Source organism: Candidatus Pyrohabitans sp. (assembly GCF_054014795.1).
Genome location: NZ_JBPMGE010000028.1, coordinates 1 through 12,151, shown reverse-complemented (window position 1 = coordinate 12,151; position 12,151 = coordinate 1). Strand labels below are relative to the sequence as shown.

Below are 12,151 nucleotides of genomic sequence, written 5' to 3'. Positions count from 1 at the left end.
GCTGGATTATGAATGGCTATCGCCGGTATTTAAACGTTTTCCTCAGCACTTCAAGGGTTCGCGATTCAGCTATGGGGATGCGGATTTCCCTCCGGGTGTGCACCATCTCAGGCGTTATCTTCCGCCCGCCCACAACCACACCCTCTCCACTGCTCAGCTTCGCATACTCCGGGCCGGGGCGCAGTCCATGCCTCGCTGCTTTGGCAGGGTCAAAGGCAGCATAGCTCAGCACCAGTTCGTTGTCCGCAAGACGAAGTTCACCCCTGTCTGCGAGAATCTCCAGGCAAGCGTGGATAACCTCCTCCCCCACATCCCGCCCGGAGAGCAGCTTCACCACCCTGCCGCTGGCGTCCCTCTCCGCAACAACGCCGAGAGAGGTGAGCACCTGCTTCATGCGCCTTGAGTCGAGCTTCTCCGCCTCGCTGAGGAGGCGGATGTCCACGCTGAGGGGTGAGTACTCAACAGCGGGCTTTTCCAGGTCTTTTCTTCGCCTGACCTCTATGCCCAGCCTCTTTGCGAAGGCGAGCGCCTTCTCCCGCTCGCGTCGCTTCATCCCCTTCCAGTCGAGGTAGACAAAGCGGGCGCCGCTCTTTTCCACCGCCTGCTCAAAAACCTCAAAGCTGAGCTCGGGTATTGCATAGCTGGGTATTATGTGCCCCACAGCGTAGCTCGTCTCGAGGGCAATCTCTGTATGGCGGGGGGCATAGTGCGTCCCTCCAACGCCAACGCAGGCTTCGAAGCTCTGCTCGCAAAGCGCCGCCCTGAGTGCAGCTCTGGCGACGACGCGGACCGCCTGCGTGTCCCGCCACTCTTCCTCTGTGGAGCCCACCTCCACGAAGAGTACTGGCTTTGCGAGCTGTGTTGGGCCGTGGTGAGTTGCCTCAAAGGAGACCTCGTACTCCAGATTGAGCTCATGCTTCGCCTGCGCAAGCTCCTGAAGCGTCAGCTTCATTGCGCTGGGCTGAGCGTGGGCAAGCGTCTCCGGCGAGCCCCCTACTTTAGCCTCCCTGCCGAGATTGCCGGTGACGTGCACAGTGAGCGTCTTGCGCTGCGCCTGAGCCTTGTGCCGGGTGGCGAATACATAGTACTCAGCGTGGGGAAAATGTTCATCCAGGTGTTCGGCCTCTGTCTGCTTTCGCTGTGTGGCTATTGCCATAACCCTGCCCCTCTTCAGCAGGGGCATGCCCTCAAATTCACCAGCGCTGGAGAAGCCCATCTCCTCCTGGAGCACCCTGAAGATGTTCCTGCCTGCGATGTCGCGCTGCGAGGTTACAATCAATCGCATACTTCAGCCACCACCTGCTCCAGCTCTTCTATGCGGTGAAGCACAAAGTCGGCTTTGTTTAAGTACGCGGAGGCAAAGCGGGTATTGAGCAGTGCTATTCTAACCCCTGCGCCTCGAGCGGCAAGGTAGTCAAAGGCATGGTCTCCCACAGCGAGGGCATGCTCCGGGCTAACGTTCAGCTGCCTGAGCGCGAGCAGGAACTGCGCCGGCGAGGGCTTGGGCTCTGCATCCTCACGGGTTACGACGGCGTCGAAGGCTAAGCGATGGCGTTCTGCGATTATCTCCCATGCTCGCCTGCAGTTCCTCGTGGCCAAAGCGAGGGCTATGCCCCGGGAGCGCAAACCATGGAGAACCTCCCTGGCACCATGCTTCAGCTCAGCCTGCTTCGCAGCCCTAACCTCATGCTCCACCACCTTTGCGAGCGCCTCCTCCCTCCTCTCAGGCGCAAGGGTGGCTATCATCTCCAGCAGAGGTTGAGAGGCGTCGAAGCCAAAAATCTCCCTCTTGATGCGCTTTATGTCCAGATTGAAATCCACCAGTGTACCGTCGAGGTCAAAGATGACAGCAAGAAGCATGGGTTATGCAGGAGTTTTAACCTAAGCAAATTTCAGAGCGCAGCGAAGGAGATGCAAACATATAAATTTGTAAGAATGACCAAGGCTTGAGACGTATGAACGACAAAAAACACATGCTCTGGGCCGGCTTTCTTGTAGTATTTTTCGCAAGTGTTGCCTTTTACCTGATCAAACCAGCTTTGGCGCTTAAAGTCAGGGCAGACCTTCATGCTACTGCCATTGAAATCACAGCAATTACCTCTGGCTTTATGGTTTCTAGGGCAATTGCTGCTCCCCTCGCCGGGGTTGCTGGAGACAGGTCGCCAGCTCTCAGGAATTATATGGTAAGGGTTTCCCTGTTTCCAATCACCCTGGTTGCCATCGCCTATGCCTATGTGCCTGAAGCGTTTCTTGCGGTGCTGCTCAGCACAGTGCACGGCTTTTTCTCAGGCATGCTCTGGCCCACCCTCCAGGTCATTGTTGGATTCTCTGCACCTGAAGACAGGAGAGGAGCCTACCTGGGCGCCTACTTCACCGTCGCCGCTTTAGGCTCAGGCGCAGGCTATGCCCTCTACGGCTTTCTGCCCCTGAGCAGCACCCACATTATCCTCACCGGCGCCCTGCTGTATGCACTCTCAGCACTGCTCGCCCTCGCCCTTTTCTCCACCTCCCGCACTCTGGAAATATACCCAGGACATGGAAGGAAAAGGGATAAACTCAGTTTCCGTGGTTTTTCTCGTCTTACAACCTGGGTTCTGGCAATTTCTTTTGCGATTGGTGGAATCCTGGGGCTGATGAATGAATATCTGTATATCTTCCTATACGAGGTGCACGGCTTGACAAAAGGTGAGCTTGGCTATGTGCTTACGCTGGCGACCCTGCTGGGCGTTTCCAGCAGCATCTTCTCTGGTTTTCTCTCAGACAGATTTGGAATTCGCAGTGTTCTGGTTTTTATTTTGTTGCTTTCCAGCGCCGGTTTATTCTCCCTAGCGCTGTCGGCGAGCAAGCTGGGAATCGCCCTCTCCCTCGCGGCAGTGCTTCTGACCGGCAAGGCGACGCTCCCGCTTACGCGAAATATCGCCATGGCAGGTAACCCTGCTATAGCCGGCACCGTGGTGGGGCTCTCCAACACCCTCTCCAACGCGGGTTCAGCGATATTTCCGCTTATCGCGGGATATATTTATGACACTTTTGAAAGTGAAATGATATCCGGGATAGATGGACGCGCAATGCCGCTGATTTTGTCTTCGCTGGTGGTGCTTTTCCTGGCTTTTCTTTCACCCCTGGCAAGAGAAAGGAAATATTGAGAGAAAACCATAGCATTTTCTAACTCTATGAAGATTGTTTTTAACACCTCTCAGATTTGGACTTTCCCCTGGTATTCAAAAACCTCTCCATAGTCTTCAGCAGCTCCTCCACCTCGAAGGGCTTGTTTATATGCGCCTCCGCGCCGCATTCCCGGCTCCTCTCAATATCCTCCTCCATGGTTCTCGCTGTAAACATCATAACAGGTATGTGCCTGGTGCTTCTGTCAGACTTAATCCTCCTGCATACATCCCAGCCGTTGAGTTCCGGTATAACCACATCTAAAAGTATCAGGTCGGGATGTTCAGTTTTAAGCATATCTAGGCAGGCAGCACCACTTTCGGCCTCTATAACGCTATGCCCAGCCCTTTCGAGAATTTTCCTGATAATAAACCTTATATCCGGTTCGTCATCTACCAGCAGAATTCTCGCCAACTTGCCTCACCCAGTCTGTAAAATGAAATAAAACTAATCCCTCATTGAGTTCGCTTTTCATGTTACCACCACTCTCCAAATTACACTGTGTCAATTGTGTACATTGTACACCAATAAATATAAAGGTTTCGTCTAAACACAATAAAAGATGGCAAAGATCTATATTGCAACCAGAATTGAAAAGAAAGATTATGAGAAGATTGAAAAGCTTGTCAAAGAAACTAAATTAGAGCGAGCAGAGATAGCCAGAAGGTTGATTCTCATCGGACTAAAACATATCAAAAAACCAGAGGACTTGATTAAAATTTGATGTTTATTTTCAATTAGTGTTCCTTCTTATGTCATAATTGCCTTAATTATCTTCTAAAACGGGAATACGGTGCCGCTTTTTTATAGCCTCGCTGGCGATGCTCTTCCTGATGGTTCTTTCATGGCCAGAATTTGTACCTATCCCTCCGGGTTAAAGGTGTTCAGCCCTTCAGCTCTAGCTGCTCTAAGCAGATTTTCGTCGCAACAAACAAATTCATCTACTTCTGGCATCCATGTGAGGGCGGTATAAAGATGTACAGCATCATTTATAGGGATGTGGTGTTTAATTATGTATTCGATACTAAAAGTTATGAACAGCGGACTGATGGTTTCCATAATTAGAGCTCCAGTTTCACTCAGCTCCTTTACGTCCATAACGAATCTACCCAAGATTTTATCAAATTCATCCTTTGTTATTGCTTTTATTCTAATCCATCTGTCAAAAACAGAAATTGTCTCTCCGACCATGAGGATAGAGGAAACCAAAACGTCTTCACCTTCTCTGGCTCTTCCAAATAAAACCTCAACCTCTTCTATCCCCCTCTCAAATTCAGGATTTCCGTAGTACTTTACAAAGGCAGATGTGTCAATGTACTTCATATAACCTCTTCCCGTATTTTCTTAACCGACTGGGAAAGGGTTTCACCGGACTTCGCTTCTGCTTTGCCAACTATTTTTCTGACCTCTTCCAGAGTGCCCGCACGCATCCCGTATTTCAGCGCAAGCTGCCTTATAGCGTGCCTTACGGTCTCAGAAGTATTATCCCTATTTTTAATTGTGACTCCCCCGGTTTTTACGGACGTCATCTTACCACCTTACTCATAAACCTGAATATTGCGACTGAAAAGGATTTTGTTATAATGAGATTGACCATCCTAATGAATTAATTCTACAGCTCCCACCTCTTAAACACCTTCAGCTTAAAGCAGGAAAGCTTCGGCTTTTGCAAGCCCTTGTACTGCACCAGCACCTTGAAAATCTCGCCCATTCCACCGGGCATGAGCAGCCTCTTCAACGGGAGAAGCGCCCGCAGGTATGCCTCCTCCCCCTTATCCTCGCGTATAGTGAGCATCTCCTGCTCAAGACCCAGGCTGAGCAGGAAGCTTGCCAGGTCTGTAAACCCCGCCACCTCCAGCTTGGACTTTCTGCCGAAGTGCGCCAGGGCTGAGAAGTTCACATGGGAGGTGATGTCCTGCTCCCCCACATTCACATAGGGGCTCTCGACGGCGCGGTGGCGGTGGTAGCAGAGCAGCGTACCTGCGCTGCGGTAGCTCCGGTAAAGCTCACTGCTCGGGTAGCCGTAGTCTATCGTAAGGAGAAAGCCCCGCCTCAGCACCTGCGCCACCTCGTCGAGCCATCGCAGAGCCTCCAGGTTAACCTCAGTGCGAAAGCCATCGCTGAGTTCAACGCCCAGCTCGCGAAAGTAGCTCTTCAGCTCTTCCCTCGCTGGAACCAGCATCTCCTTGAACTCGCCCTCCTCTAGGGTGACATACACCTCGTGAAGCTCGCCCTCCCGCACCTCCACCACATGCACAGGAAAGGCGTCCACCAGCTCATTGGAGAAGAGGCACCCCTCCACACCGCTGAGCTTGCGCAGCGAATCCACCACCTCTACATCGTATTCGCCAAGAAGCGAACGCTGCCTGCGGCGCATCGCCGGAGAGCGCTCAACTATAACATAGCGCACCCCACATCTCAGCGAAGAAAGCACATCGCGGGCAAGCAAGCCTGTACCCGCGCCCATCTCAACGAGGGTAAACTCCTCGCCCCCGAGAAGGTGGCGCATCTCCTCAAACTGCCTCGCCAGCATAACACCGAAGAGATGCGAAACATTTGAAGCGGTGAAGTAATCGCCCCCCTTTCCTATCCTCTCCTTCGCTGTGGAGTAGTACCCATAGCGCTCATGGTAAAGCGCCAGCTCCATAAAATCCCTGAAGGGTATTAACCTGCGCCTCCTTATCTCCTCTGCTATAACCTCTCTCGCATTCATCGCAGCCTCGCCTTACCCTGTGTGCTTAGAAGGCTACCTCTCTTCAACCTTCTTCGACCAGGAAACTTTTGATTTGCCATTGCAAAGCAACACAAAGCTACCGAAGTAAGGCTTTTTAAATTTTAGAAAAAGACTCCCTCTCCTTTCATATAAAATGAAATCACATCGCCAAGCAGGCGAAAGATTTATCTTTAATGAGGTAAAACCACTCCACGAGGTGATTATTTATGGGAGAACTGCCTGTATCTGCATGCGGTAGAATTATAAGGAAAGCAACAAACATGCGTGTTGGTAGAGACGCATCGGCGATTCTGGCTGAGATGCTTGAGGAAATAGGTGAGGAGATAGCCTCAGAGGCGGGAAAACTTGCAAAGCATGCCAAAAGGAAAACCGTAAAAGCCTCTGACATAAAGCTGGCCATTAAGTAAGATTACGGTAGCCACGCAGATATCACATCGTCCCTATCTATAATCCCCACAACTTTTTTATTTTCAGTTATGGGCAAACGCCCTATCTGCTTTTCAACCATAATCCTGCCCGCTTCGCGCACATCCGTCTCCCTGTAAACTGTAACCGCCGGCGTTGTCATCACCTTCTCAACGCTCGCCGGATTTCTGGCTTTGCCCTTATCATCCTCCCGTGATATCCTGGCAAAACCTGCGTCTATTATATCCTTTCGGGTTATTATTCCGATTATCTCACCATTCTTTACCACCGGCATGCCCGAAAAGCCGGTGTCGTCCATCTTTGCCCACACCTTGGTTACAGGGTCGTCGTAGCTGCAGACCACAACCTCCCGGGTCATGATATCCGCAACCCTCTTTTTTACTGGCTCATGCCCGCTCTCCAGGAGCGCTTCAATAATGTCGTGGGCGCTTATAATCCCCACAAGCGTTGAATCCGTACTGGAGTTGACCACAGGCAGGCGCTCCACATCCATACCTATCATCTTCCTCGCAGCCTCGAGGATGTTCTCGTCGGGCAGAGCAGTAAACACATTCGTAGACATCAGCCCGCCAGCAAGCAGATTTGACCTGCTTGAGGATATCCTCATTATATCTCCCCTGGTTATGATGCCTATAAGCCTCCCTTCGCTGTCCACAACAGGAAAGCTTCTGTATCCATACTCCCTGAAGAGAGCCCTGACCTTGGTAGCGGGCTCATCTTCATGCACAGCCACCACGCTGGTGGTCATTACCTCTCTAACCTCTGGAAGCTCACCCACCACACCGCCCCCTCATTCGCCCATCAGGTCTTCCTTACAGGTCTCGCACACAAAAATGCCGTTGACCTCGTACAGGGTTACTCCATAATCGCCGCAGTTCTCGCAGGTGCCCTTCTCAGGAACTTCCCGGGACATGCCCTCACCCTCCTGCTTCATCGCTACGAGTTCACGGAGCACCTCCATCTGCTCGGGGGCTATGGCGAGTATGTCCTTGTTGGTTATTATCCCAACAAGCTTGTTGTTCTTTATAACAGGAAGTCGGCGGATGTTGTACTTTGCCATTATCCTGGAGGCTTCTGTCAGAGTTCTCTCAGGCGATATGGTGCGAAGTTTTTTACTCATTATGTCCCTGACCTTTACAAGGGACGGCTTCAAATCTGTGGCTGCGACACAGTAGGCGACATCGCGCTCTGTTATTATACCTATGGGCTTCTCTCCCTGGGTCACAACAACACTTCCTATGTTGTTGTCAGCCATCAGCTTTGCAGCTTCCTGGACTGTGGCATTTGCATCGATGGTTACCACAGGTCGCGTCATGGCTTCCCTGACCTTCACTTCGGTGTCCATGGGTTTACCTCCTTCTACGATTGTGGATTTATGTATGGGGTATAAATATTTTGTTCTCAGAAATATAAAAGCATGCGTTTTGCTGCAGACGCCATGCTGGGAAAGCTTGCAAGGTGGCTCCGCCTGAGCGGATACGACGTGTACTATAACAAGAGTGCCGAGGATGAAGAATTACTGAAAGCAGCGGAGAGTGAGGCAAGGGTACTTCTAACCAGGGATGCGAAGCTTGTGAAAAAAGCTGGCAGGCGCGGAATTAATGTGGTGATGATAAAGAGCAACTCTATTGAGAAGCAGCTCCTCCAGCTTAAGAGGGAGCTGGGGGTGAGCTATGAAAAAACGCCTTCAAAGGCGCTGTGCCCGAGATGCAACGGCGCACTGGAGGAGGTGAAGAGGAGCGAGATCGCGGGAGAGGTGCCCAGTGGTGTGCTTGAGGCTCACAGGGAGTTCTACCGCTGCTCGCAGTGCGGCAAGGTTTACTGGCACGGCAAGCACTGGCGAAGCATAGCCAAAAGGGTGGGTGAAATTGAGGGTGATGTACCGCCTTCCGGATAGGGAGGAGATTGAAAAAGCTGCACGGGATGTGCTCAGGACGCAGAGGGAGGTGAACTCCCTTGCCCAGATGCACAGCCTGGTGCTGGAAAGACTGAAAAAGAAAAACAGGTACTACAGGGTTTCAAAAGCGAGACTGCTTAAAATCCTCGCAACTGCGCCAGGAGTTAGAATCAGGGTTGAGAAGAGAAAAGCCAGGCGAAGCCCCAGGCTATGCCCCCTGTGCGGCTCCCCTCTGGAAGACCTGCATGGAATTGACCTCTTCGGAAACAGGGTCAAGCTCGGAAAGAGGTGCACACACTGCGGATACCGGGTCGAGAGGGGAAATATGGAGCCGAGGAGGTACATTTTTTATATTTAGGCAGAGACATACCTCTATGGACTTCTCTGTCAGGGTAATACGCAGTCCGAGGAGAAAGAAAACCGTGGAGGCGAAGCTCAGGGGCAGAGAGCTTCTCGTCTACATGCCTGCGAGCATCTCAGAGAGCGAGGAGAAGCGCTGGGTTGAATTTTTTGTGGAAAGGATGAAGAGGAGGCTTGGAACAGAGCAGGATGATGAGTACCTGCGCAGGAAGTTTGAGGCTATGAACAGGCGCTACTTCGGCGGCTCGCTCAGGGTGGAGAGGATAGAGTTTTCCAAGAGGATGAACTCACGCTTCGGAAGCTGCAATCCGGGGCGAAGGACAATAAGACTGAGCGATAGGCTCAGGGGTATGCCCGAATGGGTTCTGGACTATGTGCTCATTCACGAGATGACGCACCTGCTCCACCCCAACCACTCAAAGGTGTTCTGGAGGAAGGTGAATGAGTATAAATATGCGGAGCGTGCCCGGGGATTTTTAATATGCAAGAGCATGGAAGAGGACGAGGTGGAAGAGTAAAGGTGAGGGAGGTGTTCTTATGGAGGAGATATATGAGGCTGAGCTTCCAGGAGTGGGAAAGAAGTACACTTTGAAGCTTGGAGAGGATAGAACCCTCGACATAGTGGTGCACGAGGACGGGCGGAGGGAGATTTACTACGAAGAGGCTGGAAAGGAGCCCGTAATAATCTCCCTCAGCGACGAGCTGGCGAGAAAGGTGGGGTTAATCCTGGCAGGAGCATACTTCAAACCCGCGCCCATGGAAGTGCTCAGCAGCGCCCTCGCGGGCAGGGTTAAGATAGAGTGGATCCGGGTTAGGACAGGGGCGGGCAGGACGATAGGCGAGCTTGACATAAGGCGGCGCACGGGCGCGAGTGTTATTGCAATAGTCAGAGGTGAGGATACAATTCCCAACCCGAATGCTGCGACAGAGATAAAAGCAGGGGATGTGCTTATAGCTGCGGGCAAACTGGAGGAAATCCAGAAGCTCAAGGAGCTTGTGGGTTAGATATGCTTATCCTGCGCGACCTGGCGATAGTGCTCCTCCTCTCCTTTTCTATAGGCGCAGCCTTCTCGCGGCTTCGCCAGCCCGTGGTGCTTGGCTACATCATCGCGGGTGTTGCCTCCGGCCCCTATGCTCTGAAGCTCGTGGAGAATCAGGAGGTTGTTAACGCCTTCGCCGACCTCGGTTTGATGCTCCTCATGTTCTCCCTTGGTCTTGAGTTCAATATAAGAAAGCTCCGCAAAGTGGGCGCAGTATCTGTGATTGCCTCTCTCACAGGGGTGCTGTTTCTTCTCGGTGTGGGTCAGACGCTGGGGATAGCTCTTGGTTTTAGCGCCACAGACGCAGCATTTCTGGGTGCAGCACTCGCCATAAGCAGCACCGCAATTGTTGTTAAGCTGCTTACAGACATGGGGCACCTTCACAGGGAGTATGCACCCATAATGCTGGGCATTCTGGTTGTGGAGGACGTTGCGGCAGTGGTGCTTCTAACCCTTTTCTCCAGCATCTCCCTGCTTACCCCACTATCTGCACAGGTGGTGCTTGAGGTTCTCATGAAGATATTCCTGTTCTTCTTTACCGCCTATGTGCTGGGCGTGAAAGTTGTTCCCGCCCTGCTTGAAGCGGTTGAGAGGTGGAGCAGTACAGGTGAGATGCTCCTTCTGGCTTCCCTGGCTCTGTGCTTCTCCTTCGCTGTATTTGCACAGATGCTTGGTTTTTCTCTAGCTCTGGGTGCCTTTGTAATGGGGGCGATAGTCTCTGAGAGCCTGCTGGCGGAGAGAATCGTGAGAAGCGTATCTCCCATAAAGGACATGTTCGTCATGCTGTTCTTTGTGAGTGTTGGAATGCTCATCGACGTGAGGTATATCTTCACCTATTTTCCGCTGATTATTCTGGTGGTGATGGTGACCTTCCTCGCCAAGGTGGCAAGCAGAAGCCTGTCCTGCTACCTCCTGGGTGTACGGGGTGAGACTTCACTGGCGATTGGCCTTGGTCTGGTGCCGATAGGCGAGTTCTCCTTTGCAATAGTAAAGCAGGGCGTTGACCTGGGCGTGGTCAGCAGCTTTCTCTACTCAATTGTGGTTGCAGTGGCTGCGCTCACCACCTTCGCCGCACCCTATTCCCTGAAATCCTCGAAGAGCCTGGCATCGCTGCTTGAGAAGCACGCACCCTCTGCGTTGAAGAACTTCTTCAGCTACTCTGCAATGTGGATGAGTCAGGCCAAGTACAGGCTCCTGCAGGGAGGCGAAGAGTACACCCTGATAAGGAAAAAGGCGGTGCGGGTTTTCATCAACCTTACAGTGGCCCTGCTCCTTTTAAAGGCAGTGGGGTATGCAGAAGCTCACATGCATCTTGGCAGAGAGCTCAGCTTTTTGATAACCTTCATTTTAATAATCCCGCCCCTCTACCTGGCGCTTCAGCGGGTTATGGAGATAGTGGATATCCTCATAACACTGCTCAGCAGAAGGCACCTCCCAATGGGCAGCGACCTGCTCAGAGCCACCTTCAGGAACCTCTCCCTTCTGCTTCTACTTCTCTTCTCTGCCCTTTACTTTCTCCCACCTCTACTGGGCTTCCTCACCAGCAGCAGTATCGCCATATCTTCAGCGGTGCTTTTCCTCTTCTTCGTGATTCTATACCTCTCGTGGAGAACCGTCAGGAACTTCTATCGTGGTGTGGAGAGGATGGTGGAAAGCGTTTTCAGCAGTGAGGGGGTGCTGAGGGTGAGGAGCAGCGCAAAAAAGAGGATACTCCAGGGGCTAAAGGAGGGGGAGGTGATAGACGAGATTTATGTCACTGAGGGAGATTTCGCTGTGGGTAAGAGCATCTCTGAGCTGAATGTGAGGGAGCGCACCGGAGCGACAATTCTTGCAATAGCGCGGGGGGAGAGGATAATTCACAATCCCTCACCAGAGGAAAGGCTCCTGGCAGGAGACGTGATCATAGTCTTCGGTTCACGTGAGGAGAGGGCAAAACTGGAGAGGCTTATCAGGGGCGCTGCCCCTCACCGTAGGTAAGCACGTACCCCAGAACAAAGCCCATTATCAGACCCAGGAGATGGGCCATGAAGCCGGTGGTGACAGCTATGATGAAGAAGACCATGCCGTAGAGCAGGGAGGTTGCGAAGCCGTGGGCATAGAGGGTGCGCTGGGCGACCAGTATGCTGCCGAGAATCCCAAAAATTGCTCCTGAAGCGCCTGCCAGAACACTGCCCTGGGGATAGAGAAAGATTGAAAGCGAGGAGAAGATGCCGGAAATAAAGTAGATTAATAGAAACTTTCGTGAACCAAAGATTTTCTCACATCTAATCCCGAAAATTGTCAGAAAGACCATGTTGTATCCCAGATGAGGAAAGTCAAAGTGAAAAAAGAGGTTGGTTATCAACCTGCTGAACTCCCCCCTCTCCAGGGCATCCACGGTTAGTGCCATGCTGGATGAAAACTCCTCAACCGTGAGAGGGGAGGAAGCATGAGCTGCGAAGAAGAGGTAAACACCAATGTTTATGAACACTATAGCAAAGGTGACCAGCATACCACTGGTATGCTGAAGGAGGTATTTTTATTTATTGG

The 12,151-nt window shown here is 52.0% G+C and carries 17 protein-coding genes; 8 read left to right on the top strand and 9 right to left on the bottom strand.

Going from position 1 to position 12,151, the window contains the following annotated elements:
* Positions 1–16: 16 nt before the first annotated feature.
* A complete protein-coding gene (locus tag ACXJJW_RS03105; protein WP_456474265.1) occupies positions 17–1,285 on the bottom strand; it encodes a D-aminoacyl-tRNA deacylase in 1,269 nt (422 codons plus the stop codon).
* Complete coding sequence (locus ACXJJW_RS03100) at positions 1,276–1,860, bottom strand: HAD family hydrolase (protein WP_456474264.1); 585 nt, start codon at positions 1,858–1,860, stop codon at positions 1,276–1,278. Before ACXJJW_RS03100 ends, ACXJJW_RS03105 begins: the two co-directional genes overlap by 10 nt.
* Before the next feature lie 95 nt (positions 1,861–1,955).
* On the opposite strand from ACXJJW_RS03100, the gene ACXJJW_RS03095 reads away from it, so the two are divergent.
* Positions 1,956–3,146: an MFS transporter gene (locus ACXJJW_RS03095; RefSeq protein ID WP_456474263.1), complete on the top strand. Its 1,191-nt coding sequence runs from the start codon at positions 1,956–1,958 to the stop codon at positions 3,144–3,146.
* Between the two features lie 40 nt (positions 3,147–3,186).
* Here the strand turns inward: ACXJJW_RS03095 and ACXJJW_RS03090 are convergent, their stop codons facing one another.
* Entirely contained in the window at positions 3,187–3,579 is a 393-nt protein-coding gene (locus ACXJJW_RS03090; protein WP_456474262.1) for a response regulator, read from the bottom strand.
* Between the two features lie 148 nt (positions 3,580–3,727).
* Here ACXJJW_RS03090 and ACXJJW_RS03085 point away from each other — a divergent pair, with 148 nt between their 5' ends.
* Positions 3,728–3,889: a hypothetical protein gene (locus ACXJJW_RS03085; RefSeq protein WP_456474261.1), complete on the top strand. Its 162-nt coding sequence runs from the start codon at positions 3,728–3,730 to the stop codon at positions 3,887–3,889.
* 137 nt (positions 3,890–4,026) lie between these two features.
* Here the strand turns inward: ACXJJW_RS03085 and ACXJJW_RS03080 are convergent, their stop codons facing one another.
* The 3 genes from ACXJJW_RS03080 to ACXJJW_RS03070 all read right to left on the bottom strand — a co-directional run bounded on the left by ACXJJW_RS03080 (position 4,027) and on the right by ACXJJW_RS03070 (position 5,878).
* Complete coding sequence (locus ACXJJW_RS03080; protein WP_456474260.1) at positions 4,027–4,488, bottom strand: type II toxin-antitoxin system VapC family toxin; 462 nt, start codon at positions 4,486–4,488, stop codon at positions 4,027–4,029.
* Positions 4,485–4,694 (bottom strand): hypothetical protein, encoded by a 210-nt coding sequence (locus ACXJJW_RS03075; RefSeq protein ID WP_456474259.1) that lies wholly within the window; start codon positions 4,692–4,694, stop codon positions 4,485–4,487. Before ACXJJW_RS03075 ends, ACXJJW_RS03080 begins: the two co-directional genes overlap by 4 nt.
* 83 nt (positions 4,695–4,777) lie before the next feature.
* Positions 4,778–5,878 (bottom strand): class I SAM-dependent methyltransferase, encoded by a 1,101-nt coding sequence (locus ACXJJW_RS03070; protein ID WP_456474258.1) that lies wholly within the window; start codon positions 5,876–5,878, stop codon positions 4,778–4,780.
* Positions 5,879–6,105: 227 nt separating this feature from the next.
* On the opposite strand from ACXJJW_RS03070, the gene ACXJJW_RS03065 reads away from it, so the two are divergent.
* The gene (locus ACXJJW_RS03065) at positions 6,106–6,306 is read left to right on the top strand and encodes a histone family protein (RefSeq protein ID WP_456474257.1); all 201 of its coding nucleotides are present in this window, start codon (positions 6,106–6,108) and stop codon (positions 6,304–6,306) included.
* Between the two features lie 2 nt (positions 6,307–6,308).
* On the opposite strand, the gene ACXJJW_RS03060 is transcribed toward ACXJJW_RS03065, so the two are convergent.
* Both ACXJJW_RS03060 and ACXJJW_RS03055 read right to left on the bottom strand, forming a co-directional pair.
* Positions 6,309–7,103 (bottom strand): CBS domain-containing protein, encoded by a 795-nt coding sequence (locus ACXJJW_RS03060; RefSeq protein ID WP_456474256.1) that lies wholly within the window; start codon positions 7,101–7,103, stop codon positions 6,309–6,311.
* Positions 7,104–7,115: 12 nt separating this feature from the next.
* Positions 7,116–7,670 (bottom strand): CBS domain-containing protein, encoded by a 555-nt coding sequence (locus ACXJJW_RS03055; protein WP_456474255.1) that lies wholly within the window; start codon positions 7,668–7,670, stop codon positions 7,116–7,118.
* Between the two features lie 72 nt (positions 7,671–7,742).
* Between ACXJJW_RS03055 and ACXJJW_RS03050 the strand changes: the two genes are divergently transcribed.
* Genes ACXJJW_RS03050 through ACXJJW_RS03030 form a run of 5 tightly spaced genes read left to right on the top strand, consistent with a single transcriptional unit; the run spans position 7,743 to position 11,599 of the window.
* Positions 7,743–8,222, top strand: coding sequence for a Mut7-C RNAse domain-containing protein (locus ACXJJW_RS03050; RefSeq protein ID WP_456474254.1), 480 nt, complete (start codon positions 7,743–7,745; stop codon positions 8,220–8,222).
* Positions 8,203–8,580 carry a hypothetical protein gene (locus tag ACXJJW_RS03045; RefSeq protein WP_456474253.1) on the top strand — a complete coding sequence of 126 codons (378 nt, stop codon included), beginning with the start codon at positions 8,203–8,205 and terminating at the stop codon, positions 8,578–8,580. Before ACXJJW_RS03050 ends, ACXJJW_RS03045 begins: the two co-directional genes overlap by 20 nt.
* Positions 8,581–8,596: 16 nt before the next feature.
* Complete coding sequence (locus tag ACXJJW_RS03040; RefSeq protein WP_456474252.1) at positions 8,597–9,100, top strand: M48 metallopeptidase family protein; 504 nt, start codon at positions 8,597–8,599, stop codon at positions 9,098–9,100.
* A gap of 19 nt (positions 9,101–9,119) precedes the next feature.
* A complete protein-coding gene (locus ACXJJW_RS03035; RefSeq protein WP_456474251.1) occupies positions 9,120–9,587 on the top strand; it encodes a cation:proton antiporter regulatory subunit in 468 nt (155 codons plus the stop codon).
* A 2-nt stretch (positions 9,588–9,589) separates the two neighbouring features.
* Positions 9,590–11,599: a monovalent cation:proton antiporter family protein gene (locus ACXJJW_RS03030; protein WP_456474250.1), complete on the top strand. Its 2,010-nt coding sequence runs from the start codon at positions 9,590–9,592 to the stop codon at positions 11,597–11,599.
* Here the strand turns inward: ACXJJW_RS03030 and ACXJJW_RS03025 are convergent.
* The gene (locus ACXJJW_RS03025) at positions 11,571–12,011 is read right to left on the bottom strand and encodes a rhomboid family intramembrane serine protease (RefSeq protein WP_456474249.1); all 441 of its coding nucleotides are present in this window, start codon (positions 12,009–12,011) and stop codon (positions 11,571–11,573) included. The two genes, ACXJJW_RS03030 and ACXJJW_RS03025, sit on opposite strands and share 29 nt — an antisense overlap.
* Between the last annotated feature and the right edge of the window lie 140 nt (positions 12,012–12,151).

Excerpts from the sequence above, each read along its gene's own strand:
- ACXJJW_RS03105 (WP_456474265.1), bottom strand. The coding sequence starts at position 1,285 with ATGCGATTGATTGTAACCTCGCAGCGCGACATCGCAGGCAGGAACATC.
- ACXJJW_RS03100 (WP_456474264.1), bottom strand. The coding sequence starts at position 1,860 with ATGCTTCTTGCTGTCATCTTTGACCTCGACGGTACACTGGTGGATTTC.
- ACXJJW_RS03095 (WP_456474263.1), top strand. The coding sequence starts at position 1,956 with ATGAACGACAAAAAACACATGCTCTGGGCCGGCTTTCTTGTAGTATTT.
- ACXJJW_RS03085 (WP_456474261.1), top strand. The coding sequence starts at position 3,728 with ATGGCAAAGATCTATATTGCAACCAGAATTGAAAAGAAAGATTATGAG.
- ACXJJW_RS03080 (WP_456474260.1), bottom strand. The coding sequence starts at position 4,488 with ATGAAGTACATTGACACATCTGCCTTTGTAAAGTACTACGGAAATCCT.
- ACXJJW_RS03075 (WP_456474259.1), bottom strand. The coding sequence starts at position 4,694 with ATGACGTCCGTAAAAACCGGGGGAGTCACAATTAAAAATAGGGATAAT.
- ACXJJW_RS03070 (WP_456474258.1), bottom strand. The coding sequence starts at position 5,878 with ATGAATGCGAGAGAGGTTATAGCAGAGGAGATAAGGAGGCGCAGGTTA.
- ACXJJW_RS03065 (WP_456474257.1), top strand. The coding sequence starts at position 6,106 with ATGGGAGAACTGCCTGTATCTGCATGCGGTAGAATTATAAGGAAAGCA.
- ACXJJW_RS03055 (WP_456474255.1), bottom strand. The coding sequence starts at position 7,670 with ATGGACACCGAAGTGAAGGTCAGGGAAGCCATGACGCGACCTGTGGTA.
- ACXJJW_RS03050 (WP_456474254.1), top strand. The coding sequence starts at position 7,743 with ATGCGTTTTGCTGCAGACGCCATGCTGGGAAAGCTTGCAAGGTGGCTC.
- ACXJJW_RS03045 (WP_456474253.1), top strand. The coding sequence starts at position 8,203 with ATGTACCGCCTTCCGGATAGGGAGGAGATTGAAAAAGCTGCACGGGAT.
- ACXJJW_RS03040 (WP_456474252.1), top strand. The coding sequence starts at position 8,597 with ATGGACTTCTCTGTCAGGGTAATACGCAGTCCGAGGAGAAAGAAAACC.
- ACXJJW_RS03035 (WP_456474251.1), top strand. The coding sequence starts at position 9,120 with ATGGAGGAGATATATGAGGCTGAGCTTCCAGGAGTGGGAAAGAAGTAC.
- ACXJJW_RS03030 (WP_456474250.1), top strand. The coding sequence starts at position 9,590 with ATGCTTATCCTGCGCGACCTGGCGATAGTGCTCCTCCTCTCCTTTTCT.
- ACXJJW_RS03025 (WP_456474249.1), bottom strand. The coding sequence starts at position 12,011 with ATGGCACTAACCGTGGATGCCCTGGAGAGGGGGGAGTTCAGCAGGTTG.